Here is a 25,547-nt window from a genome sequence, read left to right on the forward strand (position 1 = left end):
ATACCTGCATGGAATGATGGTATGGGAATGCAGCACCAAGAAAAAATACAGCAACTACATGAGACTCTGCTGACAGGGGAAAATAACATTCATCAGCTTCTACGAAAGCTGAATATTGCCGATCAGGCCAGAATTCTGTCTGAGCTTGGACCAGCAGAACGTTGTCACCATTTCAAGCAGCTGGAACGTCAGGCAGAAGTACTGGAGTACTTGCCACTGGCCATGCAAATCCAGCTGGCCTATCAATTTCCTCTGGAGCAACTGGCCAGTCTGATGGATGCCATGCATTCCGATGACTTCATTGATTTATACAAGCAGATGCCTTGTGAAGTGCAGCAGCAATTACTTGGCAAATTATCCACCCAGTCGCTACAAACCCTGCGAGAACTGCATGCTTATCCGGAAGAAACTGCCGGTGCATTAATGAGTTTGAACTTCGTCACGCTTGCTCCCGAGCTGAGCATGACTCAGGCAATTGAAATGTTGCGTGATATTGCAGGGAATCATGACACCTTATATCTGATCTATATCGTGGATGAGAAACAGCATCTGCTCGGCGTAATTTCCTTGCGACAAATTATTCAGGCACAGCCGGATGCCACCATTAATGAAGTCATGACCACAGATGTAGTCTATGCCACAGTGGATGAGGATCAGGAGCAGGTCGCCCGTACCTTGGCCTATTATGATTTTATCGCCTTGCCTGTGGTCGACGCGACCCAGAAGCTGGTCGGGATTATTACCTATGATGATGCCATGGATATTGCTGAGGCAGAAAGCACCGAGGATATTTTAAAATCCGGTGCAGTGACGCCTTTGAATGAGCTGAGCCTGAAAACTGCACCGATTCTCAGACTGTATCAAAAACGCGTATTCTGGCTGGTCATTCTGGTGTTTGGCAGCCTGCTCTCCGGAATCGGGATTGCCCATTTTGAAGATATTATTTCCACCCATATTGTGCTGGTATTTTTCTTGCCATTGTTGGTGGGAAGTGGCGGGAATGCTGGCTCACAATCTGCCACCTTGATGGTGCGTGCCTTGGCAACAGGCGATGTGCAGTTTAAGGACTGGCTTAGCCTGCTGGGTCGTGAATCCCTAGTTGCTTTATGTCTGGGTGGAACGATGGCCATTGCTGTATCAATCCTGGGTTATATTCGAGGCGACTGGATGGTCGCCGTTGTACTCGCTTTAAGTATGTTAGGTATTGTACTGATGGGATGTCTGATTGGCATGAGTTTGCCCTTTATTCTCAACAAGCTGAAAATGGACCCAGCCAGTGCATCAGCGCCTCTGGTGACGTCGATTTGTGATGCCACCGGGGTGATTATTTACTTGTTTATTGCCTCTCAATTATTATTTTAAATACTTAGCAATTACAGCTTAAATAGAAAAAATACTTTATGCTCAATTACATCAGTCTCATTTCTGGAAGAACCCATGCCTGATCCCGGACAAAAAAATAAACTGAGCCAACAAGATGTCATTCGGCTGGAGCGGGATCTGGCCAAGTTTGCCAATATGATGGATTCAGTGGTACGGATTCCATTTACCAAGCAGGGTGTCGGGGCAGATGCTGCTTTGAGTACCATTCCGGTAGCGGGAGATATCGCAGGTTTTGTATTGACCAGTTATGCGATTTATAAAGCCCGTCAGATCGGGGTGCCGAATGAAAAATTAAAGCCAGTCCTGAAAATGGCCGTCATGGATGCTGTGGTCGGCTTTATTCCTGTAGCAGGAACAATATTTGATATTTTTATTCGTCCTAGCCGTAAGGCACTGGATATTGTGCATCAACATATCCGGGACGAATACCAGATCCGTACCGATCATCATGTGGTGCATCCATTTCTGCATGAAAGTCTGGAACGCAGACAACAGCAATCCGCTTTCTGGCGTAATCCTGTGGTGGCCTGGATTTGGATTCATCTGCCAGATCTTTTAGGAACTTTCTTTTTGATTCTGTTAATTATGGCCATTGGCTGGGGCACAATGCAGCTTTTTCAATGGTTTAAAGCCTGAAGGTTTATAAACCTAAACTTAATAAAAAAGCCTGCAAATGCAGGCTTTTTTCTATCAATCAATGTGTTGCTTAAGGGCAATCGAGTTGTTGCAAAGCAGCAACACGTTGTTCAATCGTTGGGTGAGTCTGGAACAGTGCCGCCAGACTAAAACCTTGTTCCTGACCAGCAGAAATTGCAAAGGCTTTCATTTCTTTCGGCATAGCATCCGGCATTTCTGATTCCGCCTGTAAACGTAATAACGCTGAAATCATGGCCTGTTTACCAGCTAAACGCGCACCTGCCTCATCAGCACGATACTCACGGTAGCGTGAGAACCACAATACGATTGCAGAAGCCATAATACCAAATACGATATCCAGCACAATGGTAATCACAAAATAGCCAATACCCGGTGCTTCACCTTCTTCACGGCCGAAGATCGTACGGTCTACGAAGTCACCAACTACACGGGCAAAGAACATGACAAATGCGTTGACTACACCTTGGATCAAGGCCAGTGTCACCATATCGCCATTGGCAACGTGACCGATCTCATGCGCCAGTACCGCACGAAGTTCATCTTTGTTCATGCGTTCCAGCAGACCTGTAGAAACAGACACGAGCGCATCGTTCTTGTTCCAGCCTGTTGCAAAGGCATTTGACTGATAAGATGGGAAAATACCCACTTCCGGCATTTTAATGCCAGCGCGCTGAGAAAGTTGCGCAACTTCTTGTAATAACCATGCTTCTGCCTGGTTACGAGGGGCATTTGGGTCAATCAGTTCAGTACCGGTTGTTTTTTTCGCCATCCATTTAGACATGAACAGGGAAATCAGTGATCCCACCATACCGAACACAAAACAGATCACCAACAGGTTGCCTAGATTCAAGCCACCCGCGCCATGGTAACTACCGACACCGAAGAGTGACAGGATAATGCCAGCTACAACCAGTACCGCGAGGTTGGTTAGCAAGAACAAACCAATCCGCATCATTGAGAAATCCTCTTATTATAAAAAAATAATCTGATTAGCAAATGAAAATCATTGAAATCAATATGGGGTGAAATGACTAAAAATTCAAGAAAAAAATGGCCCTAGATCATAAAACACAGCTTTATTTTTTGCTGTATTTTCGCTAAGGCCATTCAGAATCAAATGATTTTGATTTATTTATTCACTTAAATAAATTTTAGCTGCTGCTGTTGCATTCGCCGTTGCATAAGAACCCATCGGTGCATCGGTATAACTGCCATCAGCATTCATAATAATCTGACGCTGATACTTGGCTGCCTGGATGTGCGAAGTGTTGCTGCTATCATTGGAGTAATTCGCTGAACTGGCAATGATGCGGCCTTCACTGGATGAAGTGCTAGACGTGGTTGTGCTTGCACTCAGGCCATGAGTATACAGATTTTGATAACGGCTGGTCACACGGCGCACATAATCTTGGGTCTCCCGGAAAGGCGGGATTCCACCATATTTGCTGACATTGCCTTCACCGGCATTATAGCCCGCCAATGCCAGACTGGTATTGCCATTAAAACGCTTTAATAACCAGGCCAGATACTTGGCGCCTGCCATAATATTCTGATGAGGATCATAAGCGTTACTGACATTAAAGCGACGTGCTGTAGCTGGCATCAGCTGCATCAAACCTTGTGCACCCACAGGGGAGCGGGCATGGGTATTAAAGCCTGATTCAGTATGCATCACTGCTTTAATTAAACCTTCAGACACACCATAAGTCTGTGCGGCCTGACGAATGATCGAATCAAAAGCATTCTTATTCTTGCTATAGCTAGGCAAAACCGACGACTCGCTGCTGCCCCAGTTACTATAGCTATGAATATTGCTATCCGGATAATAAGTCTTCTTTTCGACCTGAAGATGATTATAACGGCTCTTCTTATTGGTCAATAAGGTACTGCCGTTTTTATCACGCAACTGATAGATGGTTTCACCGGCATACACCAAATGACTGCAGCTCAGCATAACCAAGCTACCGATCAGTTGACACCCCAAGAAATACGTCTTTATTTTCATTGTTTATATTTGATAAATAATAAGCTAGAAAAATTCATGGATGAGTTTAACAAAAAATTACGTAATGCACAGCCTTATACGCTGCATTTATAAACGAGTATGTAAACAGGAACGCCTGTCAATATTTTGAACACTAAAATATTTTTTTTATTTAATTTAAAACCTTAGGGTTGACAGGTTTAAGTTATTGATTTTAATAGTAAAATAAATTGATCAAAAAATGATCAATTTAAAGAAAAGCCTTAAATTTTGAGGTGAACAAGTTGTCAAGTCCATTTCAATCCACAAAGTTATCCACAGCTTTTGTGGACAACTGTGGAAAAGTCCAAAAGATAAGCATCTCGCTTAAAAATTGAACTAAATCGTTCAATATATCAATCTAAATAAAACATGAAAATGAAACTAATATGGCATTTGTATGAAAATAAATTCTTTTGATGCGATACGGAACCGAATCAGCTAAAATTGCGCGGTATTTTTATTTATGGGTTATTCTCGTCTATGTACTCGCCAGTTGAATCCGAGCAAGGATTTAATTTCAAACCTGAACTGCCAACAAGCTCTGCCTACTACCGTTTGTTGAAGAAGCTTCGCCGCCAGGTCGGACATGCCATTCGCGACTTCAAGATGATTGAAGACGGCGACAAGGTCATGGTGTGTATTTCTGGTGGTAAAGACAGTTATACCTTGCTTGATATCCTGCTTCAGTTTAAACGCATTGCACCGATCAACTTTGATGTGGTGGCGGTTAACCTGGACCAGAAACAGCCCGGTTTCCCGGAAGATGTATTACCGCGTTATTTAGAAGAAAATAACATTCCGTATTACATCTTGGAAAAAGATACCTACAGCATTACCAAAAAACTGACACCGGAAGGCAAGACTTACTGTGCAGTATGTTCACGTCTGCGCCGTGGTTCTTTGTACGGTTTTGCTCAGGAAATTGGGGCGACTAAAGTGGCGCTGGGTCATCACCGTGATGATATTCTGGCTACATTCTTCCTGAACCTGTTCCATGGGGGCAGCCTGAAAGCCATGCCGCCAAAACTGCTGTCTTCTGACAAAAAGAATATCCTAATTCGTCCATTGGCCTATGTGGAAGAAAAAGACATCATCAAATATGCACAGATGCGTCAATTTCCAATTATTCCATGTAATTTATGTGGCTCTCAGGAAAATCTTCAACGTGCCATTATCAATGACATGTTACGTGAATGGGACAATGCGCATCCAAAACGTCTGCACAGTATCTTTGGTGCCTTGCAAAATGTGTCGCCATCTCAGTTAGTTGACCGCGAATTATTTGATTTCGAAATTCTGGATAGCCAGCGCGAATTCGATTTCAAAGGCAGCTGTTCAACTGAAGAGGCGGTAGAAGGCGAGAACCGCCGCATCAATATGGTCAATCTGGGCTTTGCAGCAGACTAATCGACCTATATAAAGTCAAGCTGATACAGGCATGGGCTACGGCCGATGCCTGAATCAAAAATAACGTAAGATAAGAACTACAAAAATTGAACGGTGCGTACAAAATTCGTTAGCCTTTGCCATAATGATCATGTTATAACAAGCCACAAGCATAATAGCTTCAACCTGATGTCGTCTGGATAGTCGACACAAATGAATAAATAAATTGAGGAAAGATCATGCCTGCTTTTTTAACTGATGATTGGTTTTCGACTGTAGACACGCTCACTGCACAAGCTGGTGATTTGGATTTGCCACCTGCTTTGGCGAATCTGGCAATTAATTTAGTCGTTGCAGACACTACAGGTAATACAGAATTATCTTTGGAAGGTGGCGCGATTAAAAAAGGTTTATCTCCAAATGCGAAAACAACATTAAACATGGATGGTGAAACCTTACGTAAAGTTTTCCTTGAGTTTGATATGGCGGCTGCAATGCAAGCCTTTATGACAGGTAAAATCAAGGTGCAAGGCGATATGTCTCAATTGATGGCATTGCAAACAGCGAAGCCAAGCCAAGCACAAAAAGACCTGTTCAAGAAAGTTCTTGAAAATACCACGGCTTAATAGTTTTGATCTAAAAAGCTGTAGTAACAAAAAAGCTTACCCTAAGGTAAGCTTTTTTTATGGCTGAATATCTGGATTAGAAATGATCAGGCTTAAATATTCACCAGCTGTGGAGTGGTCTTGATGTGTTCCAGATAGGCACGAATACGGGTCACGTATTGAAGGGCCTGACGGTAACGACCATTACTGGCTTTATTCTGTTCCAGATAAGCATACAGGTTTACCCAGTTATTCGGATTCTTGCCTTGGGCCTGAATACGTTTTTGCAGCTGATTCACAGCACCTGGGCCCATGTTATAGGCGACCAAAGCAAACCAGTTACGATCCGGATAAGGGATATGTTCATAACGACTCAGCATCTGGTCATAGTATTTGGCACCCCCATCAATACTTTCACCTGGATCTGTCCGGTTACTAACCCCCATCGCTTTTGCGGTAGAGCTTGTGAGCATCATCAGACCGCGGACACCGGTGGGAGATACGGAGTTTGGCTTTAGATAGGATTCCTGGTAACCGATCGCGGCGAGCAGGTGCCAGTCCAGATCGTACTGCTGAGCAGATTTCTGGAAGCTCGCCTTGTATGTGGGGAGGCGCTGGTTCAGGTTCTGTTGAATTTCATCCCAAGAATGTTCTTCTACCACATTCTGATTGTAGAAGGATGCAAGCTGCTTGATTGCACCGCTTTGTTTACCTTGACAGACAAAAGCACTAGCAGTTTGACTTAAAGGGTCGCTGGCTGATTTAAATACCAGATTCAGGTTAGAATTCAGTCCATTACTGGCCAGTGAAGACTCATCACCACAAGTGGCAGAAAAAGCCGTTAAACGTTGTTGTTCAATCGTACCCAGATCAGTGGTGGTCATGGCCAGATTGGCTTTACCCTGCGCTACCCATTTCAGGGCCGTGGCATTATCCGGAACAGTTTTAAAATCCAGCTTAACATTCAGGCTGTTGGCATAGTTGCGAACCAGGTCATAACCAAAACCATGCTGATGTTGTCCATCCTGAAACACAGTCGTTGGACTTTGAACTGCGACGACGGTGAGTTTGTTGCTATTGACCACATGATCATATTGAAGTGTGGTTTTAGTGGCATTGATACTATGAAAGGGGATAAGTGCCGTACTCAGTACCAGTGCTTTTACAGGGAGAGAAGAGATAAAAGAGCTAAGGCAAAGCCTCGACCCAGTGGTTGAACTACTGTGCATGTTGTCTCCGCTACAAGTAATTTATGCCCTAAAAATCACAGCCAATACTAGCCAGAAACTTTTAAAAGTTTGATAAATTCAATAAGGGTTGGGCAGTCATGACGTCATTCAAAAATGACTAAATTGATCGGGAAATATGTAGAAAAACTACATAGATTAAAAAATAAGCGATTCCAAAAGTAGGGTGCATATTAAAGATCAAAAAATGAATTGTCAAATTTTGTACATAATTTATTTTTTAAATGTAATTTAAGTTATTAAATTTATTGAAGAAAAAAATTGCATATTCTGGCTTGTCCTAAAACTCCAAATAAAATAAGCTCTTAATGTCTAAAAACTGGTTCAAAATTGGCAATTAAAACACATGAAATCTAACCTGATTACCCGTGGTGGACACGACAAATTGGTGGCAGAACTTAAAAATCTCTGGCATGAAGAACGTCCTGAAATTACCAAAAAAGTGAACTGGGCAGCCAGTCTCGGCGACCGTTCGGAAAACGCAGATTACCAATATAACAAACAGCTTTTACGTAAAATTGATCGTCGGGTTCGTTATCTGGGCAAGCGGCTGGAAGAGCTGCGAATTGTTGATTTTTCCCCTGAACAGGAAGGCAAAGTTTATTTTGGTGCCTGGGTCGAAATTGAAAATGAACAGGGTGAGCAGAAGAGTTTTCGGATTGTGGGCGTCGATGAAATTTATGATCATCATCCGCAGCATATTTCGATTGATTCACCCATGGCGCGTGCCCTGTTAGGCAAGTCAGTGGATGATGAAGCTGAAGTGATGACACCATCCGGCAAGAAACTCTGGTTCATCAATTCAATTCGCTATGAAAAGCCAGAAAATTCAGAAGATTAATAAAATTGATTTTATTTTGTGCAGTTGATGCAGAGAAATTGGAAAAATATTTGCCAAGCGCAATTTTTATTTATATGATGGCGGCCATGGAAGCGTGGCAGAGCGGTTTAATGCACCGGTCTTGAAAACCGACGAGGGCTTATACCCCTCCGTGAGTTCGAATCTCACCGCTTCCGCCAGATATAAAAAACCCCGATCATTGATCGGGGTTTTTATTTTTAACTTATTAAAATAATTTCAAATTTTCATTGTTCAAAATGATGTGAATATTAAGGCTAAATTCATTCTGAAAATAAAAATATCAGCACCAAGATTCTGTGTATAAAATTTTATCTACTCTAAAATTTTCGTCTGATTTTTGACTGAATGAACTGATTTTTACAGAAGTTTTGCGAAAATTTATTGCCAAGAAACAGAAATATTTATATGATGGCGGCCATGGAAGCGTGGCAGAGCGGTTTAATGCACCGGTCTTGAAAACCGACGAGGGCTTATACCCCTCCGTGAGTTCGAATCTCACCGCTTCCGCCATACAACACTTTCCAACATTGCTTGGCGCAATATAAGCGATTGATTATATTGGTTAAAGTTGGAATATAACGGTACGACGCACGTTGACACTTGACGTAAATCGACAGTTATAAAGTAGTAAGAAATGTAGTAAGTTAAAACTTACTACATTTTTTTTTGCGTGGTTTTTTATCATGGCACGTACTCAAAATAAGCTCACAGCGCTACAAATTAAAAAACTTAAAGCTGATCCTCAAAAGAGCATAAAGATTGGTGATGGCGGAAATCTTTACTTTCGTGTTGATCCGAATGGTAGTCGGTATTGGATATTTAATTATACCCGCCCTTATACAAACAAGCGCAATGAGGTATCCCTCGGTACGTATCCCGAAATCTCTTTAGAAGATGCACGTAGATTTAGAGATGAGTACAAGATACTTATTCAACAGGGGATTGATCCAGCAACAAAACGTTTACAAGCTAAACACCAACGCCGACATGAAATAGAAAATACCTTTGCCGTGATTGCATCTAAATGGCTAGACAAGCGAAAAGTAGAACAAAAGCAAGACAGCGAAACAATTCGTCGCTTAGAGCATGACGCACTGCCATATATAGGGAAGTTGAGCTTTGATCAATTAACATTGGAGCTATTAGAGGATCGGGTATTTCAGCCTATTCTTGATAGAGAAGCTTATGCTGTTGCTAAAAGGTTAAAGTCAGACTTAAATCAAATCTTTAAATTTGCTAGAAAAAGAAAACTCATTACTTACAACCCGATTGAAGATATTGAATTACCAACACCACCGAAAAAAAATCATCCAGCCGTAACTGAGGCGAAAGACTTAAGTGCATTAGTCAAAGCAATATGGAGTTACCCTGAGCAGTTCCCAAGAAGCATGATTACGACACAAGTGGCACTCAAGATCTCTTTATTGATCTTTCAACGCCCTGGAGAGATTAGAAGCCTTAAGAAAGCATATTATTATAAAGATGAACGATGCTTAAAATTTGTAAGCAGTAAAACTAAGCAAGATCATATCGTACCACTGTCAATACAAGCTATTGAATTGCTTGAATCCATCATTGACTTATATCCCGATAGTGAATACTTCTTTATTGGACGAGATGGAAAGAACTATATTTCTGAAAATACCATGAATAAAGCACTTGAAAGATTAGGCTTTGCAGGAAAGCATACAGCCCATGGATCTAGAGCATCAGCAAGAACAATCCTTGATGAAGTGTTAAAGAAGCGTATCGATTATATTGAGCATCAACTGGCGCATCGAGTCAAAGATCCAAATGGACTTGCTTATAACCGAGCAAAGTATTTAGAAGAGCGTAGATATATGATGCAGGATTGGGCAGATCACTTATATGAGCTTATGGGTAAACCGAGACTAAGACCTAAATATAATTTATATATATTTAAGCCTGTCTAGTGACAGGCTTTAAGAGAAATAAAATAGTCGCTATGCAACTGTATTTTTACTTGCTAACCATTCATTGATTTGATTCTCAGACCATGTTGGCATGCTTGCAGTAATATAGGTCGGAGCGGGGAAGTCTCCACGTCTTACAAGCTTCCAAAGCATGGACTCTGAGATATTGAGTAAGCCAGTGGTTGCATCACGATGGGAGAGCGTTCGTGTGCGACCAGAACGGTCTACATAGACCTTACCAGCACGTGCTGGATAGTTTACGAGATCTTTCACTCGATAAAGTTTTGCAATAGACATTGTTTGTCTACTCCTTATTTTTATAACTAAGCAAGATTGCTTAATGAGGAGCTTAGCAAAAGAAAAAAATAGACAAGTCCAAAAGTATAAAATGGAAGAAAAATAGATAAAAATTTATATAAAGGTTTCTACTAGAATTAATATGTAAATTTTTTTAATTTCTTCATATAGGATTTTTTTAACAAAAGAAGATGGTAATACTCCCACAATTTTTTATTGAAAGTTAAAATTAAACTCTGATTTTATTGAAAATTATTGTAAAATATGGATATTAATGAAAATCTTTAAGTTTAAAAATGAATAAAATTAGAATTGTATTTACTGCTACTATGAGTGCAGGCAAAACTACATGTATTAATGCGCTTTTAGGCACTGAATTATTACATTCAGCGAATGAAGCAACTACTGCTACGATAACAGAGATACAAGCTAGTGATGTAGAGTTGATTAGAGCTTTTGATAGCAATAAAGCAATAGTGAAAGAAGTAGATGCGTTAACTGCTGATACTTTAAAAGTATTAAATCAAAGCCAACAGGTACAGGAAATCTTAGTTAAAGGGAAATTTAATTTCTCTGAGAATTTGGTGCTTATTGATACTCCTGGTCCAAACAATAGTCGAGATGAAAGTCACAAAAACTTAGCGTATGAATTCATTGAGGAAGAAAATTTTGATTACTTGGTGTATGTGATAAACGCTACCCAACCATTCATTAATGATGATGTCAGTTTTTTAAAATTCATAAAACGAACTATAGATTCGGATAAAATAATTTTCTTGGTTAATAAAATTGATGATTTTGATTTAGATAAAGAATCTATTGAGAGTTTCATAAATAACTTAAAAAATTATTTGAATGATCTCGGTTTTGTAAAGCCGATAATTTTTAGTATAAGTGCTTATAGGGCATTGCTAATTAATAAATTTATTAGACAAGAGAAACTTTCTAAAAAAGAAAAAAGAGAATTATTTAGTTTTTTAGAAAATGAACATGAAATTATTAACCTTGCTTATACTCCTTTTTCACCTGAACAAATTGCACATATTAAAGCACAGAAACGATTTGAATGCCTCGGTGATGAATTTGAGGATTATGAGTATTTGAATCATATATACTGTAATACAGGTTTTCCATACTTTGAATTTTCTATTAAAAACCAAATATTTTTATTAAATAAGTAGGGGCGGTTAAGTGAATTATATTGAAATTAAACATAATCCATTTTCAATTGAAACACAGTTTTTTGTGAATGGTCAGGAAGTTTTAGGAAATAATATTTTATCTCATCTCAAACAACGTAGATTACAGTTGTGGGTAGATCAGCTTCCTAAGCTTCTATATGATTTTTTTAATCAAGATAGCAATATAGAAATCAGTTTTATAGGATTAGAATCGGATTATATTGATCTTAAAGAAGAAATTGAAAAAGCAAATTTAGAGCATAGAACTAATTTTAAATTAACTCCTTACTTTCCTGTAGAAAGTGTCGATATTCGACTTGAAAAAATAAAAGGAATGATTGAATTCGCAAAGAAAAATCCAAAATTTTTTAGTTATTTACAGAATAATTCGAAAGTTTCAGATGCTTTGAATGAAGCATTTAATAATGATTTTGATGCTTATGTAGTTGCTACAATGTCATCAGGGAAGTCAACATTCATTAATGCAATGTTAGGCACAGATTTATTACCTGCTCGTAATGAGGCGACTACAGCAACTATTGCAAAAATTTATGATACAAAATCAGATACTTACTATGGTAGTCGTTATAATTCTGATGGTGAGATTCTAGAAGAAAATATAATTTTAAATAGTGAGGTTTTGAATTCTTGGAATGATCAAAAAGATACACATACAATCAATATTACTGGTCCAATTTATGGAATGAAAAAAAGAGACAATGTAAGACTAGTACTTACTGACACACCTGGGCCAAATAACAGTCGTGATGAATCTCATGCTCGTTTGACAATGTCTTTCATTCAAGATTCGCAACGTAGTCCTTTAATTTTATATATTTTAAATGCCACACAATTAGGCATTAATGATGATAAAAACTTATTAGAGCTAGTTGCTAAGGAGATCAAGAAAGGTGGCAAGCAAGCTAAAGATCGTTTTATTTTTATCGTAAATAAATGCGATGAATTTGATCTAGAGAAAGAATCTTTGGAAAAAGCTTTAGATAATGTAAGAGCCTACTTAATAGAAAATGGTATTCAAGATCCTTTGGTATATCCTATTTCAGCATTTGCAACCCGACTGATGCGCAATGATGAACAACAGTTAACAAGACGTGAACGTAGCAAAAAGAATGATTATATTGATCAATTTTTGGAAGATGAATATAACTTTATTAAGTATATGCCTTTAACGTCAAAGGTTGCACATAAGGTTGAAAATTTAAAGCTCATTGATGATGATGAGTTAAATACCGCATTAAAAAATAGCGGCATACCAGCTGTAGAAATGATGATAGATGAATATATTGAAAAATATAATCTTCCACACCGACTAAATCGGGCAAAAGAAGCATTAGATACCGCAATAGGGTTAGCATTAAATGAAGAGCAAATGAATGCCGCATTAGAACAAGATGAGAAAGAGTTAGAGAATATTTTAGCATCCATTAAGCATCTAGAAGCTAAGCGGGCTAAAGGTTTTGAAACAGCCTCATATAAGGCAAAACTTAAAGAACGTAAAAATCATGTCCCTGAGACTATTCAGTCTAAGATCAAATCACTAAGACGTGGAATAGAAGACAAATGGAGTTCGATTACTAATACCATGCAAGGTGATGTGAGTATTGATCAAGCGAATGACAAATTAGAAAAGTTAGAAGATGATTTGAAATTTAAATTTAATGAAGTCATTAATGAGTTGGATAATGCATATTTGGCTATGCAAAAAAATATTCATAAGGAATTAAATACAGAATATCAAAAGTATATTTCAGATATTTTTGAAGATGTGAAAGACTTGAAAATTCCTGTGTTGAGTGGATTAGAAAGTAAATTTAAAAATTTCGATATCGCAGTGACTAAAACTACGCGAAATGAAATCAAATCTCGCACTGTTGTAGTGGGGCAAAGAGAGGTTAAAACTTCAAAATGGTATAACCCATTTTCTTGGGGTAACAAGAAAATTGTAGATGTTACTGAGGAAAGAGAGTTCATTTCCTTAAAAACTGCTTGGGATAAACGTGGAGCAGAAATAAGAACGCAATTTAATAATCTTATTCAACAGGGTACAACGCATATCACTGAAGGTGGAAATAAAATTATTGATATGTATACAGAATTTTTGACTCAAGAGTTTGACAAAAAATTTGAGCAAATCATAAAAGAGATCAAAGGGAAAATTCAGGATAAAGATTTACGTATAAAAGCTATCGATCAGGCAAAATCTGAATTAGTTTGGATTGAGAAAATGCGTCAAGATTTAGATGATATTTTAAAGATTTAAGGAGAAATACCTAGTGTTTAAGTTAAAAGAAGAGATCATTGAAACTCTTGAAAATTGTAATCAAAAAACAGAAATAAAAAAATTAATTGAGATTGATTCGGATTTCGCTGAATTGGATCTTGATTATGGCGAATTAATTTCTACACATACTTTATATAATGAAAATGATTTTTATGGATCATTAGATCTATTAAAGAGAAATTTTAGTAAGGAGAGGCTTGATAGTGTAATTGGCATAAAACTTTGGTTAATTGATCATGAAATTCAAGGTTTTGTAGATGTTGTCCAAAATGAAACTATTGATATTGAAGAAAATTTCATTAACACTAACGCTAATTTAGAGGAAAGTGTAGATCAATTGAATCTTAAACAGAAAGAAAATAAATTTTCAAATAATTTATTTGATCATGCTTTTTCATCAAAAGATCTAGATAAGATTAAAGCTATTCTTTTAAATCTAATTATTGATCGAGAAGTTAGCACTTTAAAGTTGACAGAATATGGAAAAGTTCTTCATGAGAAAATTCCCGAAATATTTGAAGTTTATAAGGAAGATATTTTTAATGAAAAAATGAAGATCGATCAGGATAAATGGGATTCACAATATTTACAGGATCAGCATTTATCTTTACAGACAAATTTTTCCTTAGATCGTTATAACCACGTACTTGAAGTTAGAAAATTTCTAGGTATAAATAATGATGGCTTTTTGAATAATCCAAATCCAAATCCAAATGTGGAATCAGATAATGTGACTGATGATAAGAATCCTAATAGAGATGATTCTGGTAAAAGTATTATTGAAGAACTTCTTGATAAAATTGTTGATGGTTTGAATAAATTAAAAGATGTTGGTTGTAATTTAATTGAAAAAATTAAAGCTAAGTTTAAGTAATTTAAATAATAGGGGGGAGGATATGAATAATCAATTTAACCGAAAATTGGTAAGAGAGGAAAGAACAGAAAATTTAGAAAGATCATTATATTCAGCTGAATATATGATCAAGAAAAGTTATCTAACTGACTTACCAAACATGTCTATTCTCCCTACTTTTAATATTGAGCAGATTAATTTTAGTGCAGAAGTTCGTTTATTTAGATTAGAGCGTTTAGTACAAAATAATAAGCAATCAGTATTAGAAAGTTTAGTTGCTATTTACACTGCGCTTGGTAAAGCAGGTCATAGTATTTTCTTTATTTTTGAGAGTAATGGTGATACTACCCAAATTTATATTGGTGTAAAAAGTAAATCGGGAGATTTTGAAGGGCAGAATGCTGGTGAGTTGCTAAAGTCAACATTTGATGGGCAATTCTCCGGTAGTAAATTAACAGGAGTATTAAATACTGAATTAAAGGAAATTTTTCAAACTACCGTAAATCATGAAAAAAATGATTGTAGTGGTGTTACGGCTGTGACTTTGATTCCATCATTATCAGTAGATAATCGAGAAAACTTTATCCAAGGTATGGAGCGATTTATTGATGCTGCTGAAGGAAAGATCTATCAAGCAATTTTTTTAGCAGAAGCGGTCGAGGAAGCTGTTTTACATACTATTCGCCGAGGTTACGAACAAATATATACTCAAATATCACCTTATTCGAAGAATACATTTAGTTATTCAACACAAGAGTCAGAAAATATTGCTCATGTACTTGGTTCAAGCGTAACAGAGACTCTAGGTAAAAGCATTGCTTTAACTGAAACTAAAGGAACTAGTATTTCAAATGGGGTAAATGAAAGTTCACAACAAGGTTCATCTTCTTCCCGAAATAAAGGGGGAGCTGTAGCTAGTGCTGGGGCTGGTATTGGTATGGGAGTTGGTACAGCTATAGCTGGCCCTGCTGGAGTGCTTATAGGTGGGGCAGTGGGTGGAGTAGTTGGAGGCCTTGCAGGAAGTCTATTAGGATCTGACAGTGAAAGTTCATCTCAAACAAAAGGAACTAGCTATACAGAGTCTGAGAATCTTTCAGAAGGAAAAACTAGTACAAATACAAGTTCAACAGCTAATACATCAACGAAAAGTACAAGCAAGGGTACGACATACGGCACAAATCGACAGAGTACTATAGAATTTCAAAATAAATCTGTACAACAAATTCTCAATAAAATCGACCAAAATTTAGCAAGACTCGATGATGTCGAATCTTATGGCGGGTGGAATTTCGCTGCTTACTTTATAGGTGAAACACCTACCGTTTCTCATACTTTAGGTAGTATTTATTATGGTTTAATGAAAGGTGATGATTCGAATTCGGAAGCATCTACTATAACTACTTGGACTAGTGAGGATAAATCATTAATCTTAAAATACTTAAAAAATTTACAACATCCACAATTAAAAGTATCCACGCAATTAAATGTACAAATACCATTTTTAAGCCCGACGAGTTTATTGTCTACCAAGGAAATAGCGTTAACATTAAACCTACCTCATCACTCTACATCTAGTGTAAGTGTTGTTGAAACAGTACCTTTTGGACGATCAATTCAGTATCTAAGTGATATTAAAGCGTTTAATGAAAATGCGATTGATTTAGGAGTATTGCGTCATTTGTGGAAAGATTCTAATCAACCTGTGTTCTTAGAAAATAAGCAATTAACGCAACATACATTGGTATGTGGATCAACAGGATCAGGTAAAAGTAATACTTTATATACAATTTTAAAAAACTTACGCCAGCGGCAGATTCCTTTTTTAGTGATTGAACCTGTAAAAGGAGAATATAAACATGTGTTTGGTAATTATTCAGATGTTTCTGTCTATGGGACTAATCCGAAACATACTGATTTATTGAAATTAAATCCATTTAGTTTTCCAGAGGATATTCATGTCTTAGAACATGTAGATTATTTAGTTGAAATTTTTAATGTATGTTGGCCAATGTATGCCGCGATGCCAATTGTTTTGAAAAAAGCAATTTTATTGGCTTATCAACGGGTAGGTTGGAATTTAGATTTATCAGAGAATATACATAGACAGCAAATCTTTCCGACCTTCACTGATGTGTCATTGACACTGAAAGAGATTATTGAAGATTCTGCTTATTCTGAAGAAGTAAAAGGTAATTATATTGGTTCGCTAGAAACTCGTATTATGTCTTTGACGGATGGATTAAGTGCACAATTATTCACATCAAATGAGATAGATAATTCCATTTTATTTGATCAGAATGTCATCGTTGACTTAAGTCGTGTAGCTTCAGCAGAAACAAAATCGCTTATCATGGGTATATTAGTGATGAAGTTGAATGAATATCGTACGAGCCAAAATTTAGAAATGAATTCAGATTTAAGGCACATTACGATATTAGAAGAAGCCCATCACTTGTTAAAGCGTACAAGTATTGGCCAATCTACAGAATCCAATAGTTTAGTTGGAAAGTCAGTTGAAATGCTCAGTGATTCTATTGCTGAAATGCGAACTTACGGTCAGGGTTTTATCTTAGTTGACCAATCACCGAATGCATTAGATATTTCTGCAATTAAGAATACAAATACTAAAATTATTTTGAGGCTTCCTGAAGAGCAAGATCGCCAAGTGGTAGGAAGTTCTATTTCTCTAAAAGATGAACAATTAGCTGAGATTTCTAAATTACCCCAAGGCGTTGCCATTGTTCATCAAAGTCATTGGTTAGAACCAATATTATGTAAAATTAATTATTTTAACTCGGATCATTCTAAATTTTATTTTGAAAGGTCATTTGAAAATATTTTAACTAAAAAGCAAATTGAACAAGAGATATTGCTCTTTTTATTATTTATCGGTGAACGCTTGCCTTCAGATTACCGACAACCTAATCTAGATTTCCTTCTAGAAAATCTAGTCATTATTTCAGATACGGTAATGAGAATTGAGCTTGGACAGCTTTTACAAGGATGTAAAGATGCTAATTTACAATTGAGTATTAAGAACTTTGCTAAAATTAGTGAATATATTGTAAGAATATTAAATTTAGAGAATAAACTAGAAACATTATTAAAAATATCAGTGGATATAAAAGATTTTGACGAAAAATTAAATGAATTGATCTTTAATGAAGATTTTATTATTAAAAATCAAATCAAGCAGGCCTGTTTGAAATATCTAACTTGTATTGATAGTGGTTATTTAAAAGCTTATCAGACATGGGTAGAACATGTAAATAAACAAAATGTTTCTTGATAAAAGAGAAAATTATGGAATTAATTTCAGTATTGGCTTCTACTCTAGAGAAAATAAGTGAAAGTAGTGCATTGGAGAACACCTGGTATAAAGATTCAGCTATGGACCAGAAAGTTTTCTATGATATAGGACAGTTAGATCGACCATCTTATCTACAAAATAAGATGCATCTGACTGAATTATCGGATGAAGGCAAAGAGAATCTAAGAAATGAAGGATACGGTGAGAAAACATTAGAAGCTATTCGCTCTGAAGAGGAGGCGGATATTTATAATGAGGCTGGGCTAGAATCAAAAGAAATTAATGGTAGGGAATGCTTAGTTCGCTCTGATATAGATTATGAGCAAATTGATGATCGTGGCAGAACAAACCTAGAACGTATGGAAAAGGGATTGTCACCTTTAGATAAAGATGGTCAACCCTTTGAGTTGCATCATATTGGTCAAAAAATGGATGCTCCTTTAGCTGAATTGACTAAGAAAGAACATATTGCAGATGGTAATTACAACATATTACACGAATCAAAAGAGTCTGAAATTAGTCGTCCCGATTTTAATAAGGAGCGTGCAGATCATTGGAAAGCACGTGCAGCAGAAATAAAACAGGAAAGAGCAATCACATGAATATTTTAAAAGATTTTATTAAGTCAAATGCTATTGATGTTATTTCAGTTAGTGAAGAGCAAATTCTTCAAGCACAGCAGATTTTAAAACTTGATTTTGACACAGATTATTTATCTTATTTACAAATTTGTGGGCAATTAGAATTTGAATATTTGGAATTTTATGGATTAGGAGTTAATCCGAATTCACACTTGAATGTCATTAAAATCTATAGTCTATTAAAGGAAAATGATACTTATCCGAAAAAAGCATTGCCTCTTCTAGACCTTGGTGATGGTCACTATTCTATATATGACATAGAAACAGGATCTGTTTTGGAATGGACAAAAGATGGATTAGTGGGTCAATTAAGTCAAGATTTGGAACAGTATTTATTAAATACTTTAAATCAAGTGAAAGCATGAAAAAATTGGTAACTGTCATAAAAGATGTGAGTTAGTACAATTTAAATGATCTAAATATTCAAACTGAATTGATTGTCCCTTATAGACAGTAGTAAAAGTAGCATTATCCTTAAGCAAGCCTACCTGTAGCTACAAAAATCAATCCTACGGATTACTTTTTGGTACGCAACAGGGCTTGTCAGGGGCGACCCCCTGAACCCCAAACATAACTGATTAAATTTAGGGCAGGAACCTATGATTTTTGAGTTATAGTCAAGAGGTGCAAGCATTACTCAAAACAGATATTCCTTTTGATTGATTCAATAATCAAAAAGGCTAGAAAGATATTTAAAAAGTGGTTACATAAGCTTTCTCTATTTCGAAAACATATGTATAGTATTTTTATATTGGTCATTCAGACCACAATAGTTTTTTCGAGGTTCGCATCGCTCGCTTTGGGTTTAGGCCTGGTGAGCAAGATAGACTTTTACAATCCTGTATCGATACTCGCGTTTGGAATCCAATTCGCATCACTGATGTTAACACTCAACGATTTAACAAAATTAATGCTTACAAGAGGAAAATGATGATTAGAAATAATGTATACGTTTGGTTCGGTCAAGGTGAATAGCCACCAATTTTGTAGACATCTTTTAATTAGATATGGAGGTTAAGTTGACCTTAAATATTATTACTTCCTATATTCCTTAGAAAATTTAGCTTTATGAGAGTAATACGAATAATCAGAAAGCGTTTGACTTAGCAAGGACATAGTCTTAGGCTTTGCATCTGCTTCAGGTGCTTCCATAGAGAAGTGAAACTGGGAAGTTAGTACACGTATGTGTAAGCTAACACTGCCCCCGCAACGGTGAATAGGTTTAACCCTTAAGTCCGGAGACCGGCCTGTTGCATAACCTAACTAATGCGGCGGGCGTTAAAGAAGGGATTGCATACTTCAATTATATTGAGTTGGTATTGCTTACCCAAAATCCGTCCGCGTGCTTCACATTTATATTCGCACGGGCGGTGCGAAATTTTGGGGTATACCATGAATCAAATATATACAACCGCTTTAGGTGGTTTGTTAGTCTTATCTCCATTGTCTATGGCAATGGCAGCAGAAAAAACTGTTTTCCAACTTCCTAAAATTAATGTCGTTGCTAACTTGGTTGAGCAAGCAAATACTGATACGTTAGCTGCTGTAACAGTGATTGAACGTGAAGAAATTGAACGTAAACAGTTTAGCTCTTTACAAGATTTATTACGTACGATTCCTAGTATTAGTTATGTCAATACAGGTGGATTAGGTCAGACAACGGGTCTTTCAATTCGCGGTACAAATTCCAATGCTGTATTGGTTATGGTTGATGGGCAAAAACTAGCATCAGCAACAACTGGTCAAACAGCAATTGAACATCTACCAATTGATCAAATTGAGCGTATCGAAGTTGTTCGTGGCCCACGTTCTAGTTTGTACGGTTCTGAAGCTGTAGGCGGCGTTATTCAAATTTATACACGTAAAGGTACTGCAGACGGTATTAAACCTTACGCATCATTAAAATATGGATCACACGAAACTTATGATGCGAATGTAGGTGTTGATATCCGTAAAGAGAATACCTGGGTGAGTGCGAGTTTAGCTGGCCTAAAAACGCAAGGTCTAGATGTTCTTACGTCAAAAACCGAAGAAGATAAAGATGGCTATGAGAATGTTTCTGCATCCTTAAAAGCGGGTCATCAATTCAACAAACTCTTCGCTATAGATGTCAATGCTTTACATGTTCAAGGGGAAGCTGAGTATGATGGTGGAGTGAATCCTGAAAATGAGATTCAACAGAATGTATATGGTGCTGGCTTAACGTTTACTCCAAATGATATTTGGACAAGTAAATTCAATGTTGGCATTAGCCAAGATAAGTACGAGACTTTCGATTCAAATAAAACAACCGGTAAGTTTGATACAGAAAAACAAACTGTTTCATGGTTAAACACGATTGAATTTAATAAAAATCATAGCTTGGTAGCAGGTGTGGATTATCTAAATGATAAAGTAACCAGTTCAACCGACTATGATGAAAAAGAACGTAATAACATTGGTTTGTTTGCACAATATATCGGTCAATTTAATGCGGTAAATTTACAAGCTGCTTTACGTTCGGATGATAATGAGCAATTTGGACAGCATACGACAGGAAATATTGCTTTAGGTTATCAATTTAATGATTACTATAATGCTTATATGTCTTATGGAACGGCTTTCCGTTCACCAACATTTAATGATCTTTACTATCCTGGTTACGCGAATCCAAATTTAGAACCTGAAGAATCTGAAAATATTGAAATTGGATTCAAAGGCTCGCAGTTATTAGATTGGGAACTTATTGGTTTTGTAAACAAAATTGATAACCTGATTGCCAACCAAAATAACGGACAAGCAAAAATTAAAGGTATTGAACTCGGTCTGGGGCAAAATTTTGATGCTTTATCATGGAATGTAAACTATACCTACCAAGATCCGGAGAATCAAAATCCAAATGCTAAAGGTAAACAACTAACATTTAAGCCTGCACAATTATTTAATGCGAGTCTCGATTATAAAGTTGAAGATTGGACAATTGGTGGCTCGGTACATGCAGAAGAAAAGCGTTATACAGATGCACTAAACACAGCAAAATTAGCAGGTTTTGCAATCGCGGATGTGCGTGTAGCGTACCAAGTAACACCTGAATTTAGTGTACAAGCTAAATTAGCAAATATGTTTGATAAAGAGTATTACACCAACAACTCTTGGACCGGTGATGTTTATCGTCAAGATGGTCGTACTGCTTGGGTGACCTTGCGTTATGCGATGAAATAATAATTCGTATTGGAAACTTAGGGAACTTCATTTATACGTGAAAATTCTTCAGTCAAAGCTTATGTGGTAATAGATTTAATTCATTGTTATTGTTGGTTTTTTTATGGTTGGATTCTATCCAAACTTACCTAAGAAAACACCATTACAGTCTTGTTGTTATACCTTCAATACTCCCATTTTGAATGTAATGCACCTGAAAGCCAGACGATTTGTCGTCTGGTTTTTCATTCATAGCTACAAAATACTGGAAAGACATCTTTTTCCGTTGGGAAGTATATCCATCAACGACAATTTTATTTTTTACAAAATGTGCTTTTCAGAAGTCATTTTTCATTTGGTTTATTTATGCAAAGTAATACATCTCTTAAAGCGAAGGCTCAATATGCGAATAATAAAGTGGAACATATCGGTAGTTTTTTAAGAGCGTTGAAACTCAAAAAAGCACGTTACGATTTTGCTGATCGAGTGATTTATGAGGAAACTTTAAGACAAGTTGAAGATGCAGAAATTGACAATCTGATTGATATTCAGCTTGATCTAGACTGTACCGTTATGACAGACGGTGATTTTCGCCGTACTTGGTGGCATTTCGATTTTCTTGAGCAATTGCAAGGCATAGAAAGCTACAAAGTACGTGATGGATTGAAATATAAAGATGCGATCAGTAAACCGACTGATATCCGTGTCACAGGGAAAATTGCTTGGTCAGAAGAACATACAAGTCTGATTCATTATCGTTATCTACATAAAGCAATTGAAGGTTTTGCAACTGCTAAATATTGCATACCAAGTCCAACTATGTTGCTTTTTCCACACTTAAGAAACAATCGGTTCTATGCAGATCGTATCAATGACTATATTGCAGATATTGGGCAATCTTATCGAGAAGCAATTCAAGCGCTTTACCAAGAAGGTTGTCGATATTTACAACTGAATGATGAGTTTTGGGCCTATTTAAGTGATGAAGAATATAGAGCAACTGAAATCACTTCTGGTATGTCAGATCATGACTTAGCAATGCTAGGTGTAGAAATACTCAATCTTGCACTCAAAGATAAACCAGAAGATTTATTTATATCGTTGCATATTGACCGTGGCAACTTTAGTTCGAGCTGGTTGTATCAAGGTGATTATCACTTTATCTCTACATATATTTTCAAACAGTTGACCAATATCGATCGTTACTTATTGGAATTTGATACAGATCGGGCAGGTGGATTTGAACCTATTGCGCTACTCAAAGGCACACAAACAGAAGTATTTTTGGGCTTAGTCTCTTCGAAAAAAGAGTATGTGGAAAGTGAAGATGACATTTCACAGCGTATCCATGACGCAACTCAATTTTTACCCATTGAGCAATTAGGGCTGTGTTTACAGAGCGGTTTTGCTTCAACGGAAGAGGGCAACAAAATTTCCTATGATACCCAGTGGGAAAAAATTAAGTTAATGAATAAGGTCGCAAAAAAGTTCTGGCCTTAATTTCATCATTGACGTCTTGTAAAAGTGATCAGTCAAAGTATGCGTATTATTGCCTTGGTAATAACTGTAAATGCTTTAATTAATCCTTTTGCAAGATATTCAAATTAATCAGTATGTTTAAAAGTTTTAAGTAAGTTATCCAGTGGTTTGAGAGTAAAGATGTTAAAGGATAAAGAGTTTATTGGTCGAGTATGTCGAATGACAAATACCAATAACCCAATTGATTTTAGTGTGTTAAAGGTAATACGTTCTACGGAAAGTAGTATTCTAGGTTTCGAGATATCTAGAAAAAATACAAATGGTGCTCAATCAGAAACGGCTCTAAAAGATGATGTGAAATTTCAGGATCATGACAATTGGATAAGCGGTTCTGATCTGATCATTCAGCTACTTGAGCAAAAAATTAATACGCTTAGGCGTCAAATTAAAATCAGCTCAGCTAAAAGAAAATAAAGAATGTGAACAGGAGAGAACATTCAAATTGTATTTATCTACAATGACATGTTCTTTCCTGAATTTTAAATAATGTTTTAGCTTTAGGATATTTGGTTAATCAAGGGACATGCTTAATTTTTTTCAACACTTAGAACATTATAAATTTTGTATTTTAGTTGAATATTTGACTTCATCTAAAACTCAACATGTAGCACAAGATATTGCGGGTTTCTCAGCTTTTATTGCAATTGCTGACCGTGTCCATTCAGACCATGATATGGCACCGCTTGAGGCTAGTCAGCATTATTCAAAATCGAGCGATAAAGTTCTGCATTTTTCTGGGAAAGATCGAGATATTCAGGATTTTGAATTATTTTTAGATCAAGCCAAATCAGCCAATATTAAGAATCTTTTATTGCTGACAGGCGATAAGCTCAAAGAGCACAGTTATGGGGGGGATGAATCTGGACGTACCCGATATCTAGAATCGGTGAATGCCGTGATGGTAGCCAAGCGCCGTGGTGGATTTCATCTAGGTGTGGCCTTTAACCCGTTCAAATATGCTGAAGCTGAGCGTGACGCACAATATCTAAAACTACACAAAAAGATGAAGGCAGGCGCAGATTTTATTATTACCCAATTAGGGTATGACATGGATGCTTTAAAACAAGTAAAGGCTTTTTTAAATCGTCATCATTACCAACAAAAAATACTTGCTTGTGTTATGCCGCTGAGTTTTGCTCGTGCCAATTTTATGGTGAAAAATAAAGTCGCTGGTATTGTGATTACACCCTATATGTTAGGGGTGTTGGCTCAGGAAAAACAGGATGGGTTGAGTGATCGGGTTCATTTACGCTGTGCTTTACAGATCCTGATGTGTAAACATCTTGGGTTTGCCGGAGTTCACCTTTCAGCCTGTTACAAGCCTGAAGAGCAGATGCTTTTGGAAAGCTATATAGAACAATATCGGCATCTGGATTTGAATGCACTTGAAGCTCTCTGGAATTCATTATGGCAAGTGAAGACTGGAAAAGAGTTCATGCCAGAATTGCCTTATTACTCCCGTCAGCCGACATCCAGTCAGTTGATTAAATATCAGCAACTACATTTCATGCATGAGGCATTGTTTGAGTCCAAAATTGCCAAGGGTATCGGACGCTTTATTTTTAAAGCCTCATTTTGGGAGCATACACCTGCTGCAAAAGCATTACTGAAAACTGAATTTATCTCTAAGCATGGCGTTGTGGGCTGTGAAAGCTGTGGTCAATGCAGGCTAGGAGATACTTTATATATCTGTCCTGAAACCTGTCCAAAAGGATTGGCGAATGGTCCTTGTGGGGGGACTACCTTAGACCGCTGTGAATTTGGAGATCGGGAATGCATTCATTCTGTGAAAGCCCGGCTTGCCAAAGCCGTGGGACAGACTGACGTTCTAAAAGAAAAATTGATTCCAACTGTACCACTTGAAGTACGTGGCACTAGTTCTTGGAAAAATTGGTATACAGAAGCTTAATTCATTACATTAATTACGTTTAATGAATATCAAAATCAAAAGAATAGGCGTGATCAAAAGATATAGTGAAATAAAACCAATACTGTTTCCATAATGTGAGCAAAGTGGAAACAAGGATAATCCTAAAAGCAGTATTCCTAGAAATCTAGAGATCTGGGGATACTGACTAAGTACAGCAAAGCGACTTTGTTGTGTTTTTATACGCTGCTTTGAGCTCACTGCAAAAAATAACAGC

General features: G+C 37.0%; 20 protein-coding genes, 2 tRNA genes and 1 riboswitch. Of the genes, 18 read left to right on the forward strand and 4 right to left on the reverse strand.

The window, feature by feature from the left end; all coding sequences use genetic code 11:
• The first annotated feature begins 27 nt into the window (after nt 1-27).
• Nucleotides 28-1,362 carry a magnesium transporter gene (gene mgtE, locus AC4MCC_RS04245; protein ID WP_419374789.1) on the forward strand — a complete coding sequence of 445 codons (1,335 nt, stop codon included), beginning with the start codon at nt 28-30 and terminating at the stop codon, nt 1,360-1,362.
• Between the two features lie 75 nt (nt 1,363-1,437).
• The gene (locus AC4MCC_RS04250) at nt 1,438-2,019 is read left to right on the forward strand and encodes a DUF4112 domain-containing protein (RefSeq protein ID WP_208462087.1); all 582 of its coding nucleotides are present in this window, start codon (nt 1,438-1,440) and stop codon (nt 2,017-2,019) included.
• A gap of 70 nt (nt 2,020-2,089) precedes the next feature.
• Here AC4MCC_RS04250 and htpX read toward each other — a convergent pair whose 3' ends face one another.
• The gene (gene htpX, locus AC4MCC_RS04255) at nt 2,090-2,995 is read right to left on the reverse strand and encodes a protease HtpX (RefSeq protein WP_180012754.1); all 906 of its coding nucleotides are present in this window, start codon (nt 2,993-2,995) and stop codon (nt 2,090-2,092) included.
• Nucleotides 2,996-3,172: 177 nt separating this feature from the next.
• Nucleotides 3,173-4,045, reverse strand: coding sequence for a lytic transglycosylase domain-containing protein (locus AC4MCC_RS04260; protein WP_419374783.1), 873 nt, complete (start codon nt 4,043-4,045; stop codon nt 3,173-3,175).
• 501 nt (nt 4,046-4,546) lie between these two features.
• Between AC4MCC_RS04260 and ttcA the strand changes: the two genes are divergently transcribed.
• Nucleotides 4,547-5,473, forward strand: coding sequence for a tRNA 2-thiocytidine(32) synthetase TtcA (gene ttcA, locus AC4MCC_RS04265; protein ID WP_005236792.1), 927 nt, complete (start codon nt 4,547-4,549; stop codon nt 5,471-5,473).
• Nucleotides 5,474-5,691: 218 nt separating this feature from the next.
• Complete coding sequence (locus AC4MCC_RS04270; RefSeq protein WP_004784757.1) at nt 5,692-6,078, forward strand: SCP2 sterol-binding domain-containing protein; 387 nt, start codon at nt 5,692-5,694, stop codon at nt 6,076-6,078.
• Between the two features lie 92 nt (nt 6,079-6,170).
• On the opposite strand, the gene AC4MCC_RS04275 is transcribed toward AC4MCC_RS04270, so the two are convergent.
• The gene (locus tag AC4MCC_RS04275; protein WP_419365750.1) at nt 6,171-7,286 is read right to left on the reverse strand and encodes an MltF family protein; all 1,116 of its coding nucleotides are present in this window, start codon (nt 7,284-7,286) and stop codon (nt 6,171-6,173) included.
• A gap of 364 nt (nt 7,287-7,650) precedes the next feature.
• Here AC4MCC_RS04275 and greB point away from each other — a divergent pair, with 364 nt between their 5' ends.
• The 4 genes from greB to AC4MCC_RS04295 all read left to right on the forward strand — a co-directional run bounded on the left by greB (nt 7,651) and on the right by AC4MCC_RS04295 (nt 10,100).
• Complete coding sequence (gene greB, locus AC4MCC_RS04280) at nt 7,651-8,145, forward strand: transcription elongation factor GreB (protein ID WP_419365749.1); 495 nt, start codon at nt 7,651-7,653, stop codon at nt 8,143-8,145.
• 88 nt (nt 8,146-8,233) lie between these two features.
• Nucleotides 8,234-8,324: transfer RNA gene (locus AC4MCC_RS04285), tRNA-Ser, on the forward strand.
• A gap of 261 nt (nt 8,325-8,585) precedes the next feature.
• Nucleotides 8,586-8,676 (forward strand) — tRNA-Ser (locus AC4MCC_RS04290).
• A 170-nt stretch (nt 8,677-8,846) separates the two neighbouring features.
• The gene (locus AC4MCC_RS04295; RefSeq protein ID WP_491885846.1) at nt 8,847-10,100 is read left to right on the forward strand and encodes a tyrosine-type recombinase/integrase; all 1,254 of its coding nucleotides are present in this window, start codon (nt 8,847-8,849) and stop codon (nt 10,098-10,100) included.
• Between the two features lie 30 nt (nt 10,101-10,130).
• Here the strand turns inward: AC4MCC_RS04295 and AC4MCC_RS04300 are convergent, their stop codons facing one another.
• Nucleotides 10,131-10,397, reverse strand: a complete 267-nt coding sequence (locus tag AC4MCC_RS04300; protein WP_491885717.1) for a helix-turn-helix transcriptional regulator — start codon at nt 10,395-10,397, stop codon at nt 10,131-10,133.
• 296 nt (nt 10,398-10,693) lie between these two features.
• Between AC4MCC_RS04300 and AC4MCC_RS04305 the strand changes: the two genes are divergently transcribed.
• From AC4MCC_RS04305 to AC4MCC_RS04350, 10 genes are all read left to right on the forward strand, one after another.
• Complete coding sequence (locus AC4MCC_RS04305; RefSeq protein ID WP_067765978.1) at nt 10,694-11,578, forward strand: dynamin family protein; 885 nt, start codon at nt 10,694-10,696, stop codon at nt 11,576-11,578.
• A 10-nt stretch (nt 11,579-11,588) separates the two neighbouring features.
• Nucleotides 11,589-13,859, forward strand: a complete 2,271-nt coding sequence (locus AC4MCC_RS04310; RefSeq protein ID WP_491885718.1) for a dynamin family protein — start codon at nt 11,589-11,591, stop codon at nt 13,857-13,859.
• A 13-nt stretch (nt 13,860-13,872) separates the two neighbouring features.
• Nucleotides 13,873-14,754, forward strand: coding sequence for a hypothetical protein (locus tag AC4MCC_RS04315; protein ID WP_067765972.1), 882 nt, complete (start codon nt 13,873-13,875; stop codon nt 14,752-14,754).
• 22 nt (nt 14,755-14,776) lie between these two features.
• The gene (locus AC4MCC_RS04320) at nt 14,777-18,022 is read left to right on the forward strand and encodes an ATP-binding protein (RefSeq protein WP_491885719.1); all 3,246 of its coding nucleotides are present in this window, start codon (nt 14,777-14,779) and stop codon (nt 18,020-18,022) included.
• Between the two features lie 14 nt (nt 18,023-18,036).
• Entirely contained in the window at nt 18,037-18,645 is a 609-nt protein-coding gene (locus AC4MCC_RS04325; protein WP_067765966.1) for an HNH/ENDO VII family nuclease, read from the forward strand.
• Nucleotides 18,642-19,049, forward strand: a complete 408-nt coding sequence (locus AC4MCC_RS04330; protein WP_067765963.1) for an SMI1/KNR4 family protein — start codon at nt 18,642-18,644, stop codon at nt 19,047-19,049. Before AC4MCC_RS04325 ends, AC4MCC_RS04330 begins: the two co-directional genes overlap by 4 nt.
• A 758-nt stretch (nt 19,050-19,807) precedes the next feature.
• Nucleotides 19,808-19,949: riboswitch (cobalamin riboswitch) on the forward strand.
• 127 nt (nt 19,950-20,076) lie between these two features.
• The gene (locus AC4MCC_RS04335; RefSeq protein WP_491885720.1) at nt 20,077-21,885 is read left to right on the forward strand and encodes a TonB-dependent receptor domain-containing protein; all 1,809 of its coding nucleotides are present in this window, start codon (nt 20,077-20,079) and stop codon (nt 21,883-21,885) included.
• A gap of 345 nt (nt 21,886-22,230) precedes the next feature.
• Entirely contained in the window at nt 22,231-23,364 is a 1,134-nt protein-coding gene (locus AC4MCC_RS04340; protein ID WP_491885721.1) for a 5-methyltetrahydropteroyltriglutamate--homocysteine S-methyltransferase, read from the forward strand.
• A gap of 159 nt (nt 23,365-23,523) precedes the next feature.
• The gene (locus AC4MCC_RS04345; RefSeq protein ID WP_075175391.1) at nt 23,524-23,817 is read left to right on the forward strand and encodes a hypothetical protein; all 294 of its coding nucleotides are present in this window, start codon (nt 23,524-23,526) and stop codon (nt 23,815-23,817) included.
• A 109-nt stretch (nt 23,818-23,926) separates the two neighbouring features.
• Entirely contained in the window at nt 23,927-25,312 is a 1,386-nt protein-coding gene (locus tag AC4MCC_RS04350; protein ID WP_005267252.1) for a methylenetetrahydrofolate reductase C-terminal domain-containing protein, read from the forward strand.
• Nucleotides 25,313-25,547: the final 235 nt, after the last annotated feature.

The sequence above is a fragment of the Acinetobacter sp. CAU_H_56 genome (assembly GCF_058599425.1).

Bases quoted from the DNA above. Each gene is read 5' to 3' on its own strand.
- ttcA (WP_005236792.1), top strand. From the start codon at position 4,547: ATGTACTCGCCAGTTGAATCCGAGCAAGGATTTAATTTCAAACCTGAA.
- AC4MCC_RS04260 (WP_419374783.1), bottom strand. From the start codon at position 4,045: ATGAAAATAAAGACGTATTTCTTGGGGTGTCAACTGATCGGTAGCTTG.
- AC4MCC_RS04250 (WP_208462087.1), top strand. From the start codon at position 1,438: ATGCCTGATCCCGGACAAAAAAATAAACTGAGCCAACAAGATGTCATT.
- AC4MCC_RS04300 (WP_491885717.1), bottom strand. From the start codon at position 10,397: ATGTCTATTGCAAAACTTTATCGAGTGAAAGATCTCGTAAACTATCCA.
- greB (WP_419365749.1), top strand. From the start codon at position 7,651: ATGAAATCTAACCTGATTACCCGTGGTGGACACGACAAATTGGTGGCA.
- AC4MCC_RS04345 (WP_075175391.1), top strand. From the start codon at position 23,524: ATGTTAAAGGATAAAGAGTTTATTGGTCGAGTATGTCGAATGACAAAT.
- mgtE (WP_419374789.1), top strand. From the start codon at position 28: ATGCAGCACCAAGAAAAAATACAGCAACTACATGAGACTCTGCTGACA.
- AC4MCC_RS04320 (WP_491885719.1), top strand. From the start codon at position 14,777: ATGAATAATCAATTTAACCGAAAATTGGTAAGAGAGGAAAGAACAGAA.
- AC4MCC_RS04305 (WP_067765978.1), top strand. From the start codon at position 10,694: ATGAATAAAATTAGAATTGTATTTACTGCTACTATGAGTGCAGGCAAA.
- AC4MCC_RS04350 (WP_005267252.1), top strand. From the start codon at position 23,927: ATGCTTAATTTTTTTCAACACTTAGAACATTATAAATTTTGTATTTTA.
- AC4MCC_RS04340 (WP_491885721.1), top strand. From the start codon at position 22,231: ATGCAAAGTAATACATCTCTTAAAGCGAAGGCTCAATATGCGAATAAT.
- AC4MCC_RS04325 (WP_067765966.1), top strand. From the start codon at position 18,037: ATGGAATTAATTTCAGTATTGGCTTCTACTCTAGAGAAAATAAGTGAA.
- AC4MCC_RS04275 (WP_419365750.1), bottom strand. From the start codon at position 7,286: ATGCACAGTAGTTCAACCACTGGGTCGAGGCTTTGCCTTAGCTCTTTT.
- htpX (WP_180012754.1), bottom strand. From the start codon at position 2,995: ATGATGCGGATTGGTTTGTTCTTGCTAACCAACCTCGCGGTACTGGTT.
- AC4MCC_RS04330 (WP_067765963.1), top strand. From the start codon at position 18,642: ATGAATATTTTAAAAGATTTTATTAAGTCAAATGCTATTGATGTTATT.
- AC4MCC_RS04335 (WP_491885720.1), top strand. From the start codon at position 20,077: ATGAATCAAATATATACAACCGCTTTAGGTGGTTTGTTAGTCTTATCT.
- AC4MCC_RS04270 (WP_004784757.1), top strand. From the start codon at position 5,692: ATGCCTGCTTTTTTAACTGATGATTGGTTTTCGACTGTAGACACGCTC.